This window comes from Akkermansia sp. AE01SA01 (genome assembly GCF_036417395.1).
GTDB lineage: Bacteria > Verrucomicrobiota > Verrucomicrobiia > Verrucomicrobiales > Akkermansiaceae > Akkermansia.
Genome location: NZ_CP143890.1, coordinates 840,829 through 859,804, shown reverse-complemented (window position 1 = coordinate 859,804; position 18,976 = coordinate 840,829). Strand labels below are relative to the sequence as shown.

At 58.5% G+C, this 18,976-nt stretch carries 16 protein-coding genes; 12 read left to right on the top strand and 4 right to left on the bottom strand.

Annotated features, from left to right (window positions below; genetic code table 11):
* Positions 1–114 precede the first annotated feature (114 nt).
* From V3C19_RS03545 to V3C19_RS03535, 3 genes are all read left to right on the top strand, one after another.
* Positions 115–1,239, top strand: a complete 1,125-nt coding sequence (locus V3C19_RS03545; protein ID WP_130082978.1) for a TIGR00730 family Rossman fold protein — start codon at positions 115–117, stop codon at positions 1,237–1,239.
* Positions 1,232–2,347: an A24 family peptidase gene (locus V3C19_RS03540; RefSeq protein ID WP_130082979.1), complete on the top strand. Its 1,116-nt coding sequence runs from the start codon at positions 1,232–1,234 to the stop codon at positions 2,345–2,347. Before V3C19_RS03545 ends, V3C19_RS03540 begins: the two co-directional genes overlap by 8 nt.
* Positions 2,348–2,644: 297 nt before the next feature.
* Positions 2,645–3,652 carry an EF-hand domain-containing protein gene (locus V3C19_RS03535; RefSeq protein WP_161981198.1) on the top strand — a complete coding sequence of 336 codons (1,008 nt, stop codon included), beginning with the start codon at positions 2,645–2,647 and terminating at the stop codon, positions 3,650–3,652.
* Positions 3,653–3,934: 282 nt separating this feature from the next.
* Here the strand turns inward: V3C19_RS03535 and secD are convergent, their stop codons facing one another.
* From secD to V3C19_RS03520, 3 genes are all read right to left on the bottom strand, one after another.
* A complete protein-coding gene (gene secD / locus V3C19_RS03530) occupies positions 3,935–6,367 on the bottom strand; it encodes a protein translocase subunit SecD (protein WP_295933752.1) in 2,433 nt (810 codons plus the stop codon).
* 193 nt (positions 6,368–6,560) lie between these two features.
* A complete protein-coding gene (locus tag V3C19_RS03525) occupies positions 6,561–7,544 on the bottom strand; it encodes a polysaccharide deacetylase family protein (protein ID WP_295933750.1) in 984 nt (327 codons plus the stop codon).
* A gap of 116 nt (positions 7,545–7,660) precedes the next feature.
* Positions 7,661–8,389 (bottom strand): outer membrane lipoprotein-sorting protein, encoded by a 729-nt coding sequence (locus tag V3C19_RS03520; RefSeq protein ID WP_130082983.1) that lies wholly within the window; start codon positions 8,387–8,389, stop codon positions 7,661–7,663.
* A gap of 140 nt (positions 8,390–8,529) precedes the next feature.
* Here V3C19_RS03520 and V3C19_RS03515 point away from each other — a divergent pair, with 140 nt between their 5' ends.
* The 7 genes from V3C19_RS03515 (at position 8,530) to V3C19_RS03485 (ending at position 14,199) form a co-directional block, all read left to right on the top strand.
* Positions 8,530–9,222 carry a polyphenol oxidase family protein gene (locus V3C19_RS03515; RefSeq protein ID WP_130082984.1) on the top strand — a complete coding sequence of 231 codons (693 nt, stop codon included), beginning with the start codon at positions 8,530–8,532 and terminating at the stop codon, positions 9,220–9,222.
* A gap of 227 nt (positions 9,223–9,449) precedes the next feature.
* Positions 9,450–10,370, top strand: a complete 921-nt coding sequence (locus tag V3C19_RS03510) for a phage capsid protein (RefSeq protein WP_130082985.1) — start codon at positions 9,450–9,452, stop codon at positions 10,368–10,370.
* Positions 10,371–10,500: 130 nt separating this feature from the next.
* Positions 10,501–11,424 carry a ThuA domain-containing protein gene (locus tag V3C19_RS03505; RefSeq protein ID WP_130082986.1) on the top strand — a complete coding sequence of 308 codons (924 nt, stop codon included), beginning with the start codon at positions 10,501–10,503 and terminating at the stop codon, positions 11,422–11,424.
* 185 nt (positions 11,425–11,609) lie between these two features.
* On the top strand, positions 11,610–12,317 hold the full coding sequence (locus V3C19_RS03500) for a type I 3-dehydroquinate dehydratase (protein WP_130082987.1): 708 nt from the start codon (positions 11,610–11,612) through the stop codon (positions 12,315–12,317).
* Between the two features lie 27 nt (positions 12,318–12,344).
* On the top strand, positions 12,345–13,271 hold the full coding sequence (gene menA / locus V3C19_RS03495; protein ID WP_130082988.1) for a 1,4-dihydroxy-2-naphthoate octaprenyltransferase: 927 nt from the start codon (positions 12,345–12,347) through the stop codon (positions 13,269–13,271).
* Positions 13,272–13,309: 38 nt separating this feature from the next.
* The gene (locus V3C19_RS03490) at positions 13,310–13,741 is read left to right on the top strand and encodes a hypothetical protein (protein WP_130082989.1); all 432 of its coding nucleotides are present in this window, start codon (positions 13,310–13,312) and stop codon (positions 13,739–13,741) included.
* A gap of 98 nt (positions 13,742–13,839) precedes the next feature.
* Positions 13,840–14,199 carry a hypothetical protein gene (locus V3C19_RS03485; RefSeq protein WP_130082990.1) on the top strand — a complete coding sequence of 120 codons (360 nt, stop codon included), beginning with the start codon at positions 13,840–13,842 and terminating at the stop codon, positions 14,197–14,199.
* Positions 14,200–14,206: 7 nt separating this feature from the next.
* Here V3C19_RS03485 and gluQRS read toward each other — a convergent pair whose 3' ends face one another.
* Positions 14,207–15,007: a tRNA glutamyl-Q(34) synthetase GluQRS gene (gene gluQRS, locus V3C19_RS03480; RefSeq protein ID WP_330937153.1), complete on the bottom strand. Its 801-nt coding sequence runs from the start codon at positions 15,005–15,007 to the stop codon at positions 14,207–14,209.
* Between the two features lie 179 nt (positions 15,008–15,186).
* Here gluQRS and V3C19_RS03475 point away from each other — a divergent pair, with 179 nt between their 5' ends.
* Both V3C19_RS03475 and V3C19_RS03470 read left to right on the top strand, forming a co-directional pair.
* Complete coding sequence (locus tag V3C19_RS03475) at positions 15,187–17,058, top strand: SLC13 family permease (RefSeq protein ID WP_130082992.1); 1,872 nt, start codon at positions 15,187–15,189, stop codon at positions 17,056–17,058.
* 335 nt (positions 17,059–17,393) lie between these two features.
* Positions 17,394–18,968 (top strand): SEL1-like repeat protein, encoded by a 1,575-nt coding sequence (locus V3C19_RS03470; protein ID WP_130082993.1) that lies wholly within the window; start codon positions 17,394–17,396, stop codon positions 18,966–18,968.
* The last annotated feature ends 8 nt before the right edge of the window (positions 18,969–18,976 follow it).

The window sequence follows — 18,976 nt, the reverse complement described above, 5'->3', positions numbered from 1 at the left end:
GCAATTTAACGATCTGCTTCCAACAATCAACTCTTTTCACGCATGCCGGCAATTTTTCTGTGACTTACCGTGTGTCATCTGGCATAGTGACGGGGTAAACGCACACACAAACTAATGAAGCATCCTGATTTTCTGGACAACAGGGATTTTACGGGGGAAGACAAGAAGCGCCCCTCCACCCTGCACATGGACACCAGCTACAAGGCCCTGGAAGGGGACGTAAAAAAACTTTCGGAAACCGCCTCTACCCGGCATGACCCCCGCTATTTGCAGGAATATATCAAAACGGGCATCAACATGGCGCAGTCGGACGCTTCCGACCACGATTTCACCGTCCTGATCCGCGCCGGGCGGGAGATGTACCGCGCCAACTGCGTGTTCGCGCCGTACCGCCACATCCGCAAGGTATCCATCTTCGGTTCCGCGCGCATCCGGCACGATGAGCCGGCCTATGAAACGGCGCGGGAATTCGCCCGGGAAGCCAACGAACACGGCTACATGGTCATCACGGGGGGAGGTCCCGGCATCATGCAGGCGGCCAATGAAGGGGCCGGGGAGGAACGCTCCTTCGGCCTGAACATCACGCTGCCCTATGAACAGACCTCCAACCATGTGGTGGCCAACAGCAACAAGTTGATCAACTTTTACTACTTCTTCGTCAGAAAGCTGAACTTCGTGGCGGAAAGCGACGCCATGGTAGCGTTCCCCGGCGGCTTCGGCACCATGGACGAAGTGTTTGAGACCCTCACGCTGATCCAGACCGGGAAAGCCACCATTTACCCCATCGTCCTGCTGGACTCCCCCGGCAAGACCTTCTGGCTGAACTGGCTGGCCTTCATCCGCGTGGAGCTGGTAGACGCCGGCCTCATTTCGGAAGACGACCTGCATCTGATCCACGTCACCAAGAATCCGGCGGAAGCCATCGACCACATCGACCGGTTCTACCGCATTTTCCATTCCTACCGCTTCATCGGGGACACGATCGCCATCCGCCTGAACGCCCCCATTCCAGCCCAGTGGGTGGAACACCTGGAACGGGATTTTGCAGACCTGATCCTGCCCGGAGGCCGCATGGTCCAGACCGGCCCCCTGCCGGACGAAGCGGACGAACCCCATCTGGACAAACTGCCGCGCATCGCCTTCCCCATCCGGCGCGGCAATTACGGCAGGCTGCGCCTGCTGATCGACCGCATCAACGAGGCCCCCAGCAGGACCTACACCCCCGCCCCCCATGCCTGAACTGTTTCCGGCATGGCTCATCCCCCTGGTCTTCGGGATGGCCGGGGCGTGCATAGGCTCTTTCCTGAACGTGGTCATTTACCGCGTTCCGCTGGGCATTTCCATCAATGATCCGGCGCGCTCCTTCTGCCCGGAATGCGATGAACCCATTCCCTGGTACCTGAACATTCCGGTCTTCAGCTGGCTGTTCCTGAGGGGGAAATCCGCATGCTGCCGGACACCCATTAGCTTCCGCTACTGGCTGGTGGAACTGCTGACGGCGCTCATCTTCGCGGCCATGGCCTGGAAATACGCGGATATGTCCCTGGCCGCCGCCGTTCTGCTCTGCGTGTGGAGCGCCCTGGCCATTGTCATCATCTTCATTGACGCGGAACATCTCATCGTTTACCGCTCCCAGGCGCTGGCCGCCGCCGCTGCGGGCGTGGGCGCCAGCTGCTTCTTCCCCTTCCTGCTGCCGGACAAGGATATCATGACCTGGACAGACGCTTTTCAAGGAGCCGTCCTGGGCGGAGCCGCAGGCTATGCCATCATCAGACTGGTCATTGAACTGGGCAAGCTGCTCTTCGGTTCATGGAAGGAGCATTTCGACACTCCCGCCGCATGGAGCTTGAAAGAGCCGGAATCCGACCATGAGGAATTGCAGCTTGTGGTCAACGGCCAGCGCCATGACTGGTCCATGCTTTTTCACCGCACTGCGGACAGGGCCGTGCTTTCCGGCGGTTCCGTCGTCATCGACGGAGAGGAGCAGTCCCCCGGCGACGTTATCTTGTACCGGGACAGAATAGAGCTGGAAAACGGAGACGTTTTTCCCCTGGAAAACGTGGAAAGTGTAGAAGGAGCCCTGACGGACATTCACGCAAGGCGGGAGGCCATGGGCTCCGGGGACGCCTGGATATTGATGATGGCCGGCTGCGTGGGAGGCTGGCAGGGAGCCGTTTTCTGCCTTTTTATCGGCTCTTTGCTGGGAATTGCCCAGGCTGTCGTCTCCCGCCTGGGTTTCGGTAAAAACCTCCCCTTCGGCCCTGCCCTGCTCAGCGCCGCCTTTATCTGGCTTCTGGGAGGCGACCGATGGTGGTTTCTGTACATCAGGTTCATTTCCGGAGAATAATTTCCTTTCCATGACACATTCAAGACCGCACCTGCAACAGGCTCGGTCTTATTTTTGTCGTTTTTCATTCACAGCCAGTGATTTTATCTATCCGCCGCCTTGTGGGCACATGGGGTCCGTCCCACCGGGTTTCCACCGTGATCTACGGAACATCCATATTTTTATTTTGAAACCAAACCCGGACTCGGGTGTTCATCATAACAAAGGGAGGTAATTCCGAACCGCCGCAAGATGTGCGGAAAGGATTCCCTCTCCAAACGCATTAACCTCACCACTCAAAAAATTATGACCAAACAAATGATATTAGCCGCAGCCTTCGCCGCGTGTTCGGCATTCGCCCAGGATGCGCCCGCTCCGGATATGCCCGGAGCTCCGGACGGCCAGCCGGCACCGGAAATGAGGGGGGCCCCGCGCCACAGGGGCGACGGTCCCCGCCGCCAGGGCCCCCGTCCTGGCCAGAGGGAACTCCAGATCAGGCAGATCAATCCCGGCATGATGATCATCGGGGAAGAACTTGTCATGGCCCGGTATGACACCGACAAGGACGGAAAGCTTTCCGATGAGGAAGTAGCCGTTCTGAAAGCCGATGTGCAAAAGGACCAGGAAGCCAAGAAGGCCGCCATCCTGAAGAAATTCGACAAGGACGGCGACGGCAAGCTCTCCGCTGAGGAAAGAAAAGCCATGCGGGAGGAATGGGCCAAGGATAATCCGGAAGCCGCCAAGCGCATGGAGGAAATGAAAGCCCGTCAGGAAGCCCGCAAGGCGGAAATGCTGAAAAAGTTCGACAAGGACGGAGATGGCAAACTCTCCGACGAGGAAAAGAAAGCCATGCAGGAGGAATGGGCCAAGGAACACCCGGGAGCCGCCAAGCGAATGGGAAAGATGAACAACCGCGGCCCCAGAGGGCCTGAAGCCGGAGACCGTGGCCGCGGTCCCCGCGGCCCAATGGCGGACGGCCCGCGCCACCAGGGAGGTCCGCGCTCGGAAGCTCCCCGTCCACCCAGAGCTCCGGAAGGACGCCGCGGTGACGGCGACCGCGGCCCCCGCGGCAACCGCCCTGACGGTCCCCGTCCCCAGCTTGATCCCAACCGAGCCCCCATCATGATGGCCGGCTGGATGCTGATCGAAGAAAAATACGATGCCGACAAGGACGGCAAGCTGAATGAAGCTGAAATGACGCAGCTCAAGGCTGATGCCGACAAGGCTCTGGAAGCACGCCGCGCCGCACGCAGGGAAGCCAGAAAGGCAGCCCGCGGCAATGACACGCCTCCGCCCGCTCCGGCTCCGGCTGAAGAAGGCGAATAATCTACCCGCACAGCAAAAGAGAGAAAACAGAGATACGGCCCCGTCTGCCTCACGGCAGGCGGGGTTTCTTTTTAGCCGGAAAAACACGGGGAAATACCCCGCTGCCTGTTGTTGAAAAGAAGGAATGGCAGAACCGGGGAAGGTACCGGGAGAGTCCTCCTTCCATGCCAGTTCTTTCCCATGTCCTACGGAATCCGGCTTCTTCCTTTCCGGACATTAAAAAGCCGGGGAAGGCACAGCCTTTCCCCGGCGTCATAAACTCAACTGATCCAGGATACCGGATCAGGCTCCGGCCTTCATGGCCTGCTTGACTTCCGCATGCAGCCCATGCTTTCTGGAGAAGAGGAGCGCCGCCGGAGAAGCGATGAAGATGGAGGAATACGTACCAATCAGGATACCGGCGGAAATCGTCCAGGCGAAGTCTTCCATGGAAGGACCGCCGAAAAAGTACAGGCAGACCAGCACGGCCAGCGTGGAAAGGGACGTCAGCAAGGTACGGGAAAGCGTTTGATTGATGGCGTCATTCATGATTTGCTCTGCACTTTCGTTCGGGTCAGCATAGCGTATGTATTCGCGAATGCGGTCGAACACGATGATCTTGTCGTTGATGGAATAGCCCGCCACCGTCAGCAGGGCGCCGATGTGAATCACGTTCAATTCCGTGCCGCTGATGATCACCAGGCCCAGCACCAGCAGGACGTCGTGCGTCAGGGCGATCACGGCCCCGATGGCAAAGGTCCATTCAAACCGCACCGTCAGGTAGATCATGATGCCCAGAATACCGAAGAACAGGGCCCATGCGGAGGTAATCAGCGTGTCGTACCCCATGGACTGGCCGATGGTTTCCTCACTGAACGGCGCGTTGTCCAGCACCGGGAAGGATTTCTTCAGGGCGGAGTTGATTTCCGCCTTGTCCTGGGCATTGTCGGAAAAGTTGACCAGGATGTTCACCTTGCTGCTGTCCGTGGATTCCGCCACTTCCTGCACGGTAGCCTTCTGGGTCAGGGCCAGCTTGTTGACGACATCTTCCGCCTCCTTGACGGAAATGTCCCCCTTGTTGACCAGATAGGAAATGGAGGAACCGCCGGTGAAGTCCATGCCCAGGCAGTCCTTGCCCTTCATGGCCCCTACCACGATGCAGATGACCAGCAGAATGGCGGAAATGGAGCAGGACCAGCCGCGCTGGCCCATGAAGTTGATGTTGCTCTTGCTCTTGAAGAGGTTCAGGAATTTGACATCTTTCATGATGCCGATCGTGTCCGCCCAGTAGAACAGGACGCGGGTGACGAGAATGGCCCCGATCATGGAAGTAATGACGCCCACCGTCAGGGTAACGGCAAAGCCTTTGATGGTGCCCGTAGCCATCCAGTACAGGATGACGGCCGTAATCAGGGAGGTAATGTTGGAGTCGAAAATGGCGGAAAAGGCCTTGTCGAAGGAATTGCGGATAGCCACGCGGAAGGGGCGTCCCGCTTCCTTTTCTTCCCGGAGGCGTTCGTAAATAAGCACGTTGGCGTCCACCGCCACGCCCAGGGTAAGCACGATACCCGCAATGCCCGGAAGAGTCAGTTCAAAGCCGAAGATGGACATGGCGCCCAGCAGAAGCAGGGCGTTGATCGTCAGGCCCACGATGGCCACCAGACCGGCAAAGCGGTAGTAGATGATCATCATGATAAAGCACAGGATCAGGCCCGTGATGCCGGCATATTCCCCCTGAAGCAGGGCCGTATGGCCCAGCGACGCGGAGATTTCACTGGCGGATTCAAAGTTGAGCTTGTTGGTCAGCGGGTTGGAGAGGACCTTCGTCAGGGCTTCCGCCTCACCGGGGCCGTCCAGGCCGGTAATCACGAAGCTCTTGGAAAGAACGGAGTTTACAGTGGGCGCACTCTTGACCACGTCATCCAGAACGACGGCCATGCGGTCACGTTTGAGCTCCATGCGGGAAGTCAGGTTGTACATCTTGTCCGCGCCGTCGTTGCTCAGCGTAACAGCTACTTCCGTAGGGCGGGAAAGGTCCACGCCCGCATGGACAATGTCCTTGCCCGTCAGTGATTCACGTTTCTCCAGGAAAAGCTTTTCCGTAACTTCCTCTCCCTTTCCGTTCTTGAACGTGTATTCATACAGCCTGTAGCCGGGAACGCGCACGCGCCCTTCCGCCACCAGTTCATAGTTGCGGGGGTGGACAGGCAGAATCTGGAGCTTGGCCACCTTGGTCAGGATGGACTTGGTTTCCTCGCGCTTGGCGGGGTCCGCCGCGGGAATTTGGACTTCAATCAGGTTCAGATCATCCTTCTTCTTGGGGCGGATGATGACGTCGTTGGCTCCGGTGCTGTTCAGGCGGTCCGTCAGGATGGTGCACGCCTGCTCCATGGCCTCGTTAGTCAGCGGAATCGGCTTGCCGTCGTCCCCAATGTTCGGTTCCACGCTCAGCGTGAAGGAAACGCCCCCGGCAATGTCAATGCCGTATTTCAATCCCTGCTGGAAAAGGGAAAAGAGGGAAAAGGACGCAATGCCGATGATAAAGAAGGTCCCGGCATTGCGCTTGACCTTGTCCTGGTCAGAACCCAGGTACCAGAAAAACACGCCCAGCAGAACCAGACCGCCTACGAAAATAAACAGAGGGTTGTTGAAGAGATCGTAAATAAACGCGAGAGACGCGGACATGCCGCCGGCCGCGGGGAGAGTATCGGCAGATGCCAGGAGATTCATAGACATTTCAATCCGGATTGGGTGTGAGTAATACGGCAAGGGATTTTGGAGAATTTCATCAGCAGGTCAAGCCTTCTGTGCGTGTACCGCCGGATGATCCGGTTCCGCCCGCCAAATGCCGGAAAGCGCGGCGCCGCCGCAATAAAAAACCCGGTCTCCCTCAGGGGACCGGGTTGAAAAGGGAAGCGGCAGGCAAGCCTTACATGCCAGCCATTGTCTCCACCGGAACGGAAGCCGGAGCGGCAGGGACGGGATTGGGAATGGTCTCCATCCCCGGTGTGACAGGAGAAATGGGAGCAGCAGGAGACAGAGGCTGCACCGGGGAAGCCTGGCGGGAAGCGGCGCGGCCGCGGCGCAGCAGTTCGGAAACGGTCACAAGCTCATACCCCCGGTTTTTCAGCCCCTTCACGATGGCGTCCACGGCCGCTACGGTGGAAGCATGGATATCATGCACCAGGATAATGGAGCCGGGCTTGGCCCCGTTCACGGCGCGGGCGGCCACCACGGCGGAACCGGGCTTGCGCCAGTCGTTCGTATCCACGTCCCACATGATGGTGGTAAACCCGAAGCGCTGCCGCGCCCAGGAGGCCACTCCCGCATTCGTATAACCGCCCGGAGGGCGCATGACCACGGGGATCATGCCGCAGGCGTTGCGGATGGCTTCATTGGTCCGCTGAAGCTGGTCTTCCGCCTTCTCGCGGGATACCTTGCTCAGATAAGCATGGTTCCAGGTATGATTCCCCACTTCATGGCCTTCATTGACCATGCGGCGCACTACCTGGGGATGGGCCGTCACGTTGCAGCCCTGCACGAAGAAAGTACCTTTTACGTTATTGTTGCGCAGGATATCCAATACCCTGGGGGTGAGCGTTCCGTGGGGGCCGTCGTCAAAAGTCAGGGCCACCACCTTGTCCGGAACGGCCACGCGGTTCACCGTGACGCCCGGAATGCGCGGAGCCAGGGGGACATCATTGTAAGATGGGCTCACGGACGGCACGGGAACGGACTTTTCAGGCAGCTTCACCACGGGACGGTCCGGCTTTTTTCCCGGAGCGGTGACGGGAGCCAGCGCCGTTCCGGCGGAAACGGAATTTCCGGTCGTCCGGCCAGCCTGGTCCTGATGGGAGGAACAGGCGGAAAGACCGATGATCACGGCGCATGTAAGGAATAAACGTTTCTTCATGACAGGTTTTTGCACGGTGTACGCCGATCGGGTCTTCTTGTCACGTCCTAAATCATCCATGAATGCGGCATGAACTCCAATAAAGAACGGTTGTGAAAAGAGGGCGCAGGGCCCTGTTACGGATTTTCCATGTCAATGTAGCTGACGGAGATCGTCTTCCTGGGATTGGACGGGTCTCTCACCTCCACCTTCATCCGCTTGAAGAACCAGGAACCGTCCTTGAGCTTCATCAGGGAATCAATCATGAATCTTTTGGCCAGCTCTCCACGGCCGTCGATGCCGTCTATCTGCCACATGGCCCCGTTTTCCTTGTCAATCCAGACGCGTACCCAGGCGTACTGCCCCACCTTGGGATTGGGATTCGGAATCTGGACGATCCAGCAATCCCTGCCCTTCACCGTGCTGGCCGCGTCGTCCTTCACTACCTTGGCGGCGGGCCAGTACAGGTAGCGCATCGAAAGGTCTTCATACGTCACGTCCGTTCCCGCAATGGGCACGGAATACCGGGTCACAGGCAGAACTCCTGCCCTGCCGTCCTTCCAGGACAGGATTTCCTGGCCGCGGTCCTTGAACTTCAGGTCGAACCTGTTCCAGACTCCGCCCTGCTGGTACTGGAAGACAATCAGGTTGCCGCGCAGGCTCATGGAGAAAGGCACTTTCACGCTGCGCTTGCGTATCTGGCCCTTGACATCCTTGTTTTCCTGTAAGGTGGCCGCCTGGCGGACCCTTTTCAAAAGCTGCCCGGCATCCGGAACCGCTCCCTGCCCCCACATGGGCGCCAGGGAAAGCACCATGACGGCCATGCCCGTAAAAAAAGCTGAAAGTGAAGGGTGTTTTCTCAACATGAATTGCTCATACCATCCCGGAAACGCAGAAAAAAACCTTTTCTCAGTCACCGGAAGGCCTCCGTGACATTTTGCTCCGATTTTGCTCGACTAGGTTATACAAAAAGACAAGATGTGCCCAACGACATTTACCAACCACTATGATGGAAACGCCCGCATTCCTGAAACCCATCCAGTCCTACCCCGGAGAAATCGTCCAGTTTATTGAAAGAATCCCGGGAGTGGACGTAACCGGAGACCGCCAGACCGTCCTGGAACGGCTGGAACCGTACCACAGGGCAGAGGTGGAAACTCTCGGCTGGCGGTGGAAGGACCTGCGCCGCGCAGAGCAGGTGCATGGAACCAGGGTGGCGCTGGTGGGTGACATCGGCTCCAACTATCCCGTGGAAGGCGTGGACGGCCTCCTGTGCTCCGGAGTTTCCGACTGCGTGCTCGCCATCTACGTGGCAGACTGCGCCGCCGTCTGGCTGTACGACAAGGAAAACTGCCACCGCGCCCTGATCCACTCCGGCAAGGCAGGAACGGCAGGCAACATCGTCGCCAACACGATCAGGTCCATGAAAAAATTCCTGGGTGTCGATCCCGCGAACTTGATCGCCGTCATTTCCCCCTGCGTACGTCCTCCGCATTATGAGGAGGACATTCCCACAGCCATCAAGAACCAGCTCCTCAATGAAGGAGTGCTGGAAGAACAGATCCATGACTCCGGGCTGGATACCGCCGCAGACACCAGGCGCTTCTACTCCTACCGCATGGAAAAGGGGCAGACGGGCCGCATGCTGGCCCTGTTCGGGCCGGACCACGCCACGCGCCCCCACCAGATCATCATCTAACCTCAGGGAATCAGAAGATTCCCGCCTCCCTTTTCAGTGCATCACGATTCCGCCGTGGTGCGCTGTTTTTTTGCATGGGCCATATCCGTTTTGCAGGATGGGACCGGCCGCGCAATCCCCGCACGGGGACCAGGCTGCGCCCCTCTGCGGCAGGACCGCTCCGTCCGCACCGGACACGCCAATCCAAAATGCCGCTCCCGCACTTAAACATCATTTCATTTACGATTATGGCAGTAACAATCACAGACAATTATCAGGTCAAGTACACCAAAAAATGGGGCACCCTGCTTCAGCAGCACGCCTCCCGGCTGGACAAATACGTCAGCGTCATGCGCGACTTGAGCGGCAAGGTGGTCTTTCTGGACCAGTTTGGCGTTCTGGACTTCACGGAAAAGACGACCCGCGTAGGGCAGACCGTCCTGAACGAGGCACCCACCACACGCCGTTCCATGCGTCCGCGCACCTTCACCAAAGCCATCGGCTACGATGAATTCGACGCCACGCGCCTGGGCGACATGGACCTCCCGGTCAGCAAGACCATTGAGGGCCTCCAGGCCGCCGCAGGCCGCCGCATGGACGACGTGATGATCTCCGGCTTCCTGGATACGAACTATGTGGGCGAGGACGGCATGACCGCCGTTCCCTTCAAGGAAAGCCAGCAGATTCCTGTGGACCATGTGGACAGCGGCACCAAGGCCAACAGCAACCTCACCGTAGCCAAGCTGCGTGCCGCGCTCCAGCTCTTTGAGGAAAACGAGGCCTGGAACCAGGACGCTCCGCAATTCGGCGACCAGCTGGTCATCGCGGTAACCAGCTCCCAAATCATGAGTCTGTTGCGGGAAACGGAGGTCAGCAGTTATGACTTCAACAACGTCAAGGCTCTGGTGGAAGGCAAGATAGACTCCTTCATGGGATTCAAGTTCATCCGCACACAGCGCCTGCCGAAGGCGGAGAACGGCACCCGTTCCTGTCTTGCCTGGGTCAAGAGCAAGGCCCAGTTCGGCATCTGGAACGACTTCAAGGTGAAGCTTTCCGTGCGCGACGACATGGAAGAGGCGCTCCAAATCCGCGCCAAATTTGCCTGCGGCGCCACGCGCCTTCAGGAGGAAGGCTTCGTCAAGATCCTCTGCGACGAAGGGACAAACTAATCCCTCCCTGCAAGCCGCCTCCGCGGCATTTGAGAACCACGCCCCGGACCTTCCCGAAAGGTCCGGGGCATTTCTATTTCTTGCAGGAAAGCGAGTTTGACTTTTGCCGCACGCTGGATAGATTGCCCGGATGAAATGGAAGTTTCTTCCCCTGGTTATCCTCATGACGGCCCTGACGGCTTTTGCCCCGGCAAAAGGGGAGCAGACACGCGTGCTGATCGTGGACGGCTTTTCCAACCACGACTGGAAACGCACGACGGCCTGCCTGACCGACCTGCTGGAAAAACACGGAGGCTATTCAGTGGACGTCAGCACTTTCCCCGCAGACGCTCCGCAGGAGAAACGCGAAGCATGGAATCCGGAATTCAGGAATTACGACGTAGTGATCCAAAACACGAATGGAGGAACACAGGGCCCCGAATGGGGATCAAAAGCCAAAAAATCTCTGGAGCAGTATCTGAAGGAAGGAGGGGGAATGCTGGCCTTCCACTCCGCCAATAACGCCTTTCCCCAATGGCCGGAATACAACCGCATGATCGGGCTGGGATGGCGGCCCCGGGATTACGGCAGCTCCCTGATCGTCACCGATGACGGCGCCGTGCTCCGCCTGCCGCCGGGGGAAGGGGGCCCTACCTCCCACGGAGCGCGGATTGACGCGCTGGTGACGCGCCTGGGGGACCACACCATGCACGCGGGGCTGCCGCGCCAATGGAGGGCGGCGGACATAGAAGTGTACCGGTACACGCGCGGCCCCGCCGAACAGGTGCAGGTGCTCTCCTACGCGCGGGAACCCGCCACGGGGCTCAATTTTCCGATCGAATGGACGGTACGGTACGGCAAGGGAAGGGTGTACACCTCCACGCTGGGGCATGTCTGGCCCGGAGATCCGGATCTGAAGGGCGTGCAATGCTCCGGATTCCAGACCCTGCTTTTCCGCGCCCTGGACTGGCTGGCCGGAAAACCGGTGGACGGGAGTGTCCCGGCGGACTTCCCGCCTCCGGACAAGACATCCCTGAGAACATATCCCGCAGCGTCAGCTTCCGCCGCTCCATGAATGCGGACGTCATCCGGAACGCCTCTGGAGGAAATTGTTCATTCCGTCTATAAGAACAGCCGCTTCCCTTTCCTTCAGAACGGGATTCCGCTCATTCCCGGCAACGCTTCCGGCAAGCCCTTCAAATGGATGAATGTCACTAATAGAAGATTGACCTTCCTTTCTTTGTTGGGATAGTAGGAAGCATGCAGCAGATTTTACGTGAACATCAAACCTATCCGCCCAAAATAGTGGCGTCCATCACCTCCTGGGAGGTCTGGAAAACGCTTAAAGGCAAGGATTTGAAAGACCAGTGCGACTGGGTGGAACTGCGCGTGGACGCGCTGCCCCCGGAGCTTGCGCCGGAACAGGTCATGGAATTCAGGCCGGAAATGCCTTTGCTGGTCACCGTCCGCTGCCATGAAGAAGGCGGCCTGCGCCGCATTCCGGAAGAAGAGCGCTTCTCCCTGCTCCGCGCCTACATGCCTTGCGCCACGGCCATCGACATTGAAATCAAGTCCATGCGCCACGGCAGGGAACTGGTCATGGAAGCCGCCGACCGCGGCATCCTCGTCATCGGCTCCACCCATGACTTTCAAATCACGCCGGGCGTGGACTACCTGCGTGAACAGGAAAAGAAGGCCCGCGCCTACAGGGCCGACATCGTCAAATTCGCCTTCACCCCCTGCGTCGCGGGCGACATTCAGACTGGAGTGCAACTTTTCAAAAAGCCGAAAGGCCCCATCGCCGTGATGGGCATGGGACCGATGGGCCCCGTCTCCCGCCTGCTTTACTCCCAATTGGGCTCCTGCCTGGTATACGGCTACCTGGGGGACCAGGAGGCGGCTCCCGGCCAGTGGCATGTCTCCCTCCTCAAGGAAACCCTCCGCAACCTCGGCCCCATTCTCAGATAACACCGGAGATTCCTTTCCCGCTCTTTCATGAACATCATTACTTCCGCTTTTCTGGCGGCACGCCCAAAAACGCTCACCGCATCCCTGATTCCGGTATGGGCGGGCTGCATGGTCGTGCAGAAACTGACGGGCCACTGGGACGTGCGTCTGGCGCTGCTGACCTTCGCTTCCTGCCTGTGCATCCAGATAGCCTGCAATTTCTTCAACGACGCCATTGACCACGCGAAACACGCGGACACGGAACGCCGCACCGGCCCCGTCCGCATGACGGCCAGCGGAGCGTTGTCCCACAGGGCGGTCATGCTCTTCGGCGGCTTGTTCCTGGCGGCGGCATGCCTTCTGGCCCTTCCCCTCATTGAACTGCGGGGGTGGCCCATCGTCGCCATCGGCATTCCCTCCCTCTACTTCTCCTACGGCTATACGGGCGGCCCGTGGCCTCTGGCATACAAGGGACTGGGAGAAGCATTCGTTATCCTCTTCTTCGGGCTGGTGGCCGTCCTGGGCACCATTCTGGTGCAGATAGGCACGGCCCCGGTAGTCCCCGGCACGCTGGTGGACTCGCTGGCGGTGTACAACGCCGGAATCGTTCTGGGAATCCAGTGCGGCCTGCTCTGCGCCGTCATGATCTCCGTCAACAACATCCGGGACAGGAAAGAAGACCAGACCACCGGAAAGCGCACCCTGGCGGTACGACTGGGGGAAGGAAAGGCGCGCGCCATGGCCCAGGCGTTCATCGTGGCAGCCTACATCACGCTGCCCACTTCCTGCCGGGCCCTGCATCTGGACCTGTCCCGCCTGTGGTGGATGTGGATTCCCTCCATCCTGCTGGGGGGCTACCTGATGCTGCTCATCCGCAAAACGCCGGCGGACAAGAGCATGAACAGGCTCCTGGCCCTTTCCTCCGTCCATTTGATCCTGTACCTGGCCACCTACACAATTTTACCCGGAAACTGAAAAACGCCGCTCCGCCCCACCGTAGTAAAAGACGTATCATGAATCCTCTCAAACTCGTTCCCGTTTTTCTCATTCTTCCTGTACTGTTCTCCTGCACGCAAAAAAGCACTCTGGAAATCGCCACCGGAAAGGTGACGACGATCAAGCTGGGCAATGTCGTCCGCATCAAGGAAATCAACGTGCTTACCTCTACGGATGACGGAACCTTCGCCAACATGGCGGGAACCGCCGCAGAAGCCATGACCCCCGGCATCATCGGCATGGGCACCTCCAAGCTGGCCTCCGCTACAGGCTCCATCGTGGACGGCCGGGTGGAAGCCACCAAAATGATCCGTGTGCGCGTGAAGCTGAAGGACACGAACGAACTGGTGGAAGTCCAGCAGGAGGTCACGCCCAATTTCACATTGAAAATCGGCCAGGAAGTAGTCATTACTCAAGGCAGCACCCCCGGCAATGTCTGGCCGGATTGACAGATATGCGCCGCCCTCTTTCATCCCCCGCTGCTCTTCCCGCTCTTTTCACGAAAAGTGCGGGCATCCTCATCTCCGTGTCACCCCTCGCGGTGTGGATGAAATGGAAAATTCTTCCTTCCGCCGCCCTGCTGGCTCCCCTGGCCGTCATCGGCCTAGTGGCATGCTCCGCACCGTTTTGCAAACGCTCCGTACGCGACATGCTGGAGTCTCTCCTTCCGTCCATCCGCTTCACCTTGGGCGCGGCCCTGGTCTTCACGGCCATTTGCCTGGCCTCCCAGAATTTTTTCATCTTTCTTCCCGAGGCGCTGGCGGCCATGGGAAAACTTCCGCACTCCTTCCTCGTCCCTCTGATTCAGGGAAATCTGCTGGTCCATTTGGCCTCCCTGGCGCTGCTGACTCTGGCGGCGGCGTATTCCTGCATGCGCTGCATGGGAAAACACGGAAAAAACTCCTGAAACGCCCCTACCTTTCCCGCATCATGCGGAAAATATCTTCCGGGCGCATGCCTGCGGCGCGCATCTCCCGCAGGCTCATGCTCCGGTCCCTCTTGGCCAGCCTCCTGCCGGAAGCGTCCCTCACCAGCCGGTGGTGGTACCACTGCGGCACGGGCAGCCCCAGCAGCGCCTGGAGCGTGCGGTGAATTCCGGTTACAGGGAGCAAATCCTCTCCACGGCTCACATGAGTCACCCCCTGGGCCGCGTCATCCACCACCACGGCAATATGATAACTTGCCGGACAATCCTTGCGCCCCAGAATCACGTCGCCGAGTTCCTCCGGACGGCAGACCTGCTCTCCGAAACGCATGTCCCGCCAGACAAGCGGACCGGTAATCCTGGCGGCGGCACGGCAGTCCAGCCGCCATGAAAACGGCTTGCCGGACTTCATCAGCTCCTTCCTCCGCGCCTTATCCAGCTTGAGGCAGGTGCCGGGATAAACATCCACGGCCCCGCTGCCCTGCGGAGCGGCGCCCATGGCGGCCACTTCCTCAGCAATTTCCCTGCGGGTGCAGAAGCAGGGGTACAGCACTCCGCGGTCCTTCAACACCTGCAGTGCATGGTCGTAGGAACTAAAGCGCGAGGACTGGACCATCATCGGGCCGTCAAAACGGATTCTCAGCCAGTCCAGGTCCTCCAGAATGGCCTGCACAAACTCAGGACGGCTGCGAGTCTGGTCAATATCCTCCATCCTCAAAACGCACCTGCCGGAAAAGCGGTCCGCCAGGGAGCGGGCCTCCCATGCGGCCAGCGCATGCCCCAAATGCAAGAATCCAGTAGGACTGGGAGCAAACCTTGTTACTATGGGAGAATCCATGCGGCGCACTCACCATAAGGAAGGACAAGGCCCATTTCAAACCCTTTCCGGAAAATTATTGCGGCTTGACAGAACGGCCCCGTAAAAGTAGGAGAGTTGCGCTCCTTATCCGTCAAACCACCCGCCACGACATGCCATTTCCCAACATCGACTTCGCCTCCATCATGGGCTGGCTGGATTCCGCCGCTACCCAGCAATGGATTGTAGGCATTCTTCTCGTCTTCCTGTTCATCAGCTTTATCAGGGAATGGCTCCCGGTGGAAATCACCGCCCTGGCCGGAACCGCCGTCCTGATGCTCACGGGAATCCTGACGACGGGAGACGTGTTGTCCAGCTTTGCCAACAGCGGCCCCCTGACGGTCGTGTGCATGTTCATCCTGAGCGCCTCCCTGGAACGCACGGGCCTCATCGGAGACCTCTCCAAGCTATTCAACAAGGTGGCCAAAGGCAGGGAATTCGCCGCCCTTCTGGTCATCACGCTGGGCGCGTTCGCGGTATCCCCCTTCGTCAACAACACACCGGTGGTCGTCATCCTGATGCCCATCGTCCTGGCCTTCTGCCGCGACCACAACATCGCCGCTTCCAAGCTGCTCATCCCCCTCTCCTACGCCACCATCCTGGGCGGCACCTGCTCCGTTGTGGGCACGTCCACGAACGTGGTCGTGCTGGGGCAGGTTCAAAAGCTGGGCTTTGAAGGCATCCAGATGTTCACCGTGGCTCCCATGGGCCTCATCTATGCGGCGGCGGGACTGCTCTACCTGTGGACGGCAGGCCGCAAATGGCTGCCTTCCCGCCCCACCCTGTCCACCATGCTTCCCGGCGGCATCCAGCGCGACTTCCTGCTCCAGGTCCGGATTCCCGCCGGCTCCTCCCATATCGGAACCACCGCCGTGGACCTGATGCAATCCGAACTGCTGGGGACGAAAATCGTGGAAGTACGCCGCAGAGGCTTCTCCATGCAGGAGGAACTGCAGCACATCACGCTGGAGGAAGGAGACCGCGTGCTGTTCCTGTGCAACGCCAGAAAGGTCAACCAGGTCCGGGAGGCCAAAGGCGTGGACCTTGGCTGGGATGACAGCCGCGGGCTGGAAACCATGGAACAGCGCGACGTGCAAATCGTGGAAGGCATGATCGCCAACAACTCCGAATTCGCCGGGCAGTCCCTCGCGGAACTCAAACTGCGCCAGCGGTTCAACATCTTCGTACTCGCCATTCACAGGCAGGGCAGGAACATCACGGACATGGGATCGGACACCAAGCTGATTGCCGGGGACACCCTGCTGCTGGAAGGTCCGCAGGAAGGCATGAACCGCATCCTCACCAAACAGCGCATCATTCCCCTCAGCCAGCGTCCGGCGGACGCCCACAACCGCAGCAAGCAGGGCTGGGCCATTCTGGCCATGGGCATCTTCATCTTCATCGGCCTGCTCGGCTCCTTTGAACAGTATGGGGAATTCTTCAAATTCTTCGCGCGCTTCAATCCCTTCTACCTGGCCTTCATCGGCGCCCTGATCGTCGTCATCTCCGGCTGCATCAAGCCCAAGGAAGCCTACCAGTCCGTGGACTGGGGCATCATTTTCCTGATTCTGGGCATGCTCTGCGTGGGGGAAGCCATGAGCAAGACGGGGCTTGCCAAGGCCATCGCCTTCGGCGTAGTGGATACCATGGGGCCTCTGGGCTGCCTGTTCGCCATCTCCGGCCTGTACCTGCTGTGCTCCATCCTGACGGAAATGATCTCCAACAACGCCGTGGCCGCCGTCATGGGCCCCCTGTCCTATGAAATGGCCCTGCAATTCGACGCCAATCCCCTCCCCTTCATCCTGGCCGTCATGTTCGGCGCCAGCGCCAGTTTCTCCACCCCCATCGGCTACCAGACCAACACGTACGTGTACAACGCAGGCGGCTATAAATTCAAAGACTTCGTGAAAGTCGGCCTCCCCCTCAACCTCCTGCTCTGGGTCATCTTCACCTGCTCTATCGGCTGGCTGTACCCGCTCAAATAGGAAAAAGGCCATTCCGGCAAAAACATTCAAGCCTTCATCCCCTTGAAGGCTTTTATTTTTCCAACGTTCCTCCGCAGATTCAGCACCGGAAACGGATATGGCAAACACGAAATTTTGCCGGCATCCATTACAGGAATGTGCAATATACGGCACATTTTTATTCCGAAATATACGGAAATCAAACTGCTGAAATTCTCCGCTACTCCCGTTATCCTTACTCCACGGTCAGCCGCGAGAAAACACCCGGAGCCGTTCATCATCCAAAATATATTTACTTTTCCTTTCTTGATATTAACATATTTTTACTGTTCCAAGCTTTTCATATTCATAAAATAATGTCTCCCAATCCTTCTGTTCTCTCAACTTCTCCTCCTTGCGGGGAAAAAACGCTCCATGCAGGCAAGGGTTCACTTCTGCCGGTCCTGGTTCTTCTGGCAGGCTGCGGCCTGTCCGTACCTGCAGTACTCGCCACAGAGGGGACGTCTCCCCCCGCAAATTCCTCAACAAACGCAAAGGGGACCTCTCCGGCTTTCCAGAAGACTCTCAAGGCCGCGCGGCAGGGAGATATCCAGGCACAGAGAAACCTTGCCGTTTTCTATGCCACAGGAATAGGCGTCAACCAGGACGACAAGGAGGCTCTCCAATGGTTAATCCGGGCTGCGGAACAAGGAAACGCCGAGGACCAATATAATGTTGGCACTTATTATGAGCACGGGAAAGGCACGGCCCAAAATTCCGGGGAAGCCGTCAAATGGTTTACTATGGCTGCCCGGCAGGGAAATGCTGACGCACAATACAGCCTCGGCATAGCCTATTACCAGGGAAAAGGCGTGAACCAGGACTTCCAGGAAGCCGCAAAATGGTTCGCACTGGGAGCCGCACAGGGAAACGCTGACGCGCAACACAACCTCGGTGTGCTTTACCAGGATGGGCAAGGCGTCCCTCAGGACTTCAAAACAGCCGTCAAATGGTTCTCCATGTCTGCCGAACAGGGGAATGCCAAAGCCCAGACTGTCCTCGGCGGCTGTTACATGCGGGGAACAGGCGTAAATCAGGACCTGCAGAAAGCCATTAAATTGTTCCTTCTGGCGGCGGAACAGGGAAACGCCCAGGCACAAAACAATCTGGCCTTCTGCTATGAAAGCGGAACCGGCGTGGACCGGGACCCCAAAGAAGCCGTCAAATGGTTCACCGCTGCCGCCAAGCAGGGATACACGCAAGCCCAGAACAATCTGGGCCTTTGTTATCTTGAAGGGAACGGCGTGGACCAAAATCCCGGGGAAGCCGTCAAATGGTTCACCACTGCCGCCAGACTGGGTGACTCCCAGGCTCAAAACCAGCTCGGCACCTGCTGCATGGCGGGAATAGGCGTGGACCAGAACCCCGGGGAAGCCGTCAAATGGTTTACCGCTGCCGCCAAACAGGGGAATGCCCTGGCTCAGGAGAATCTTGCCCAGTGCTATCTTCAGGGGCTGGGCGTTCCTGCGGACTTCAAGGAGGCGGCCAAATGGTTTATTCCGGCCGCCAAGCAGGGACAGGCCTCAGCCCAATATACCCTAGGACTTTTTTATCAGGATGGCATAGGAGTGCCACAGGATATTGAAGAAGCCGTGAGATGGTATACCGCCGCCGCCAAACAGGGGAACCCCCAGGCGCAGAACAACCTCGGCGTCTGTTATTTAAAAGGAACAGGAGTAAATCAAAATCTCAAGGAAGCCGCCAAATGGATTACTCTGTCAGCGCAGCAGGGTGCTCCCGAGGCCCAGCATACCCTCGGGGTTTTCTACGAAAAAGGAATAGGAGTGGAAACGGACCTTTCCAAGGCAAAGGAATGGTGGAAAAAAGCGGCGGACCAGGGCTTTGAGCTTTCCGTTCAGAAATTAAAGGAATACCCGTCCCTGTTTCAATAAAAGGCATT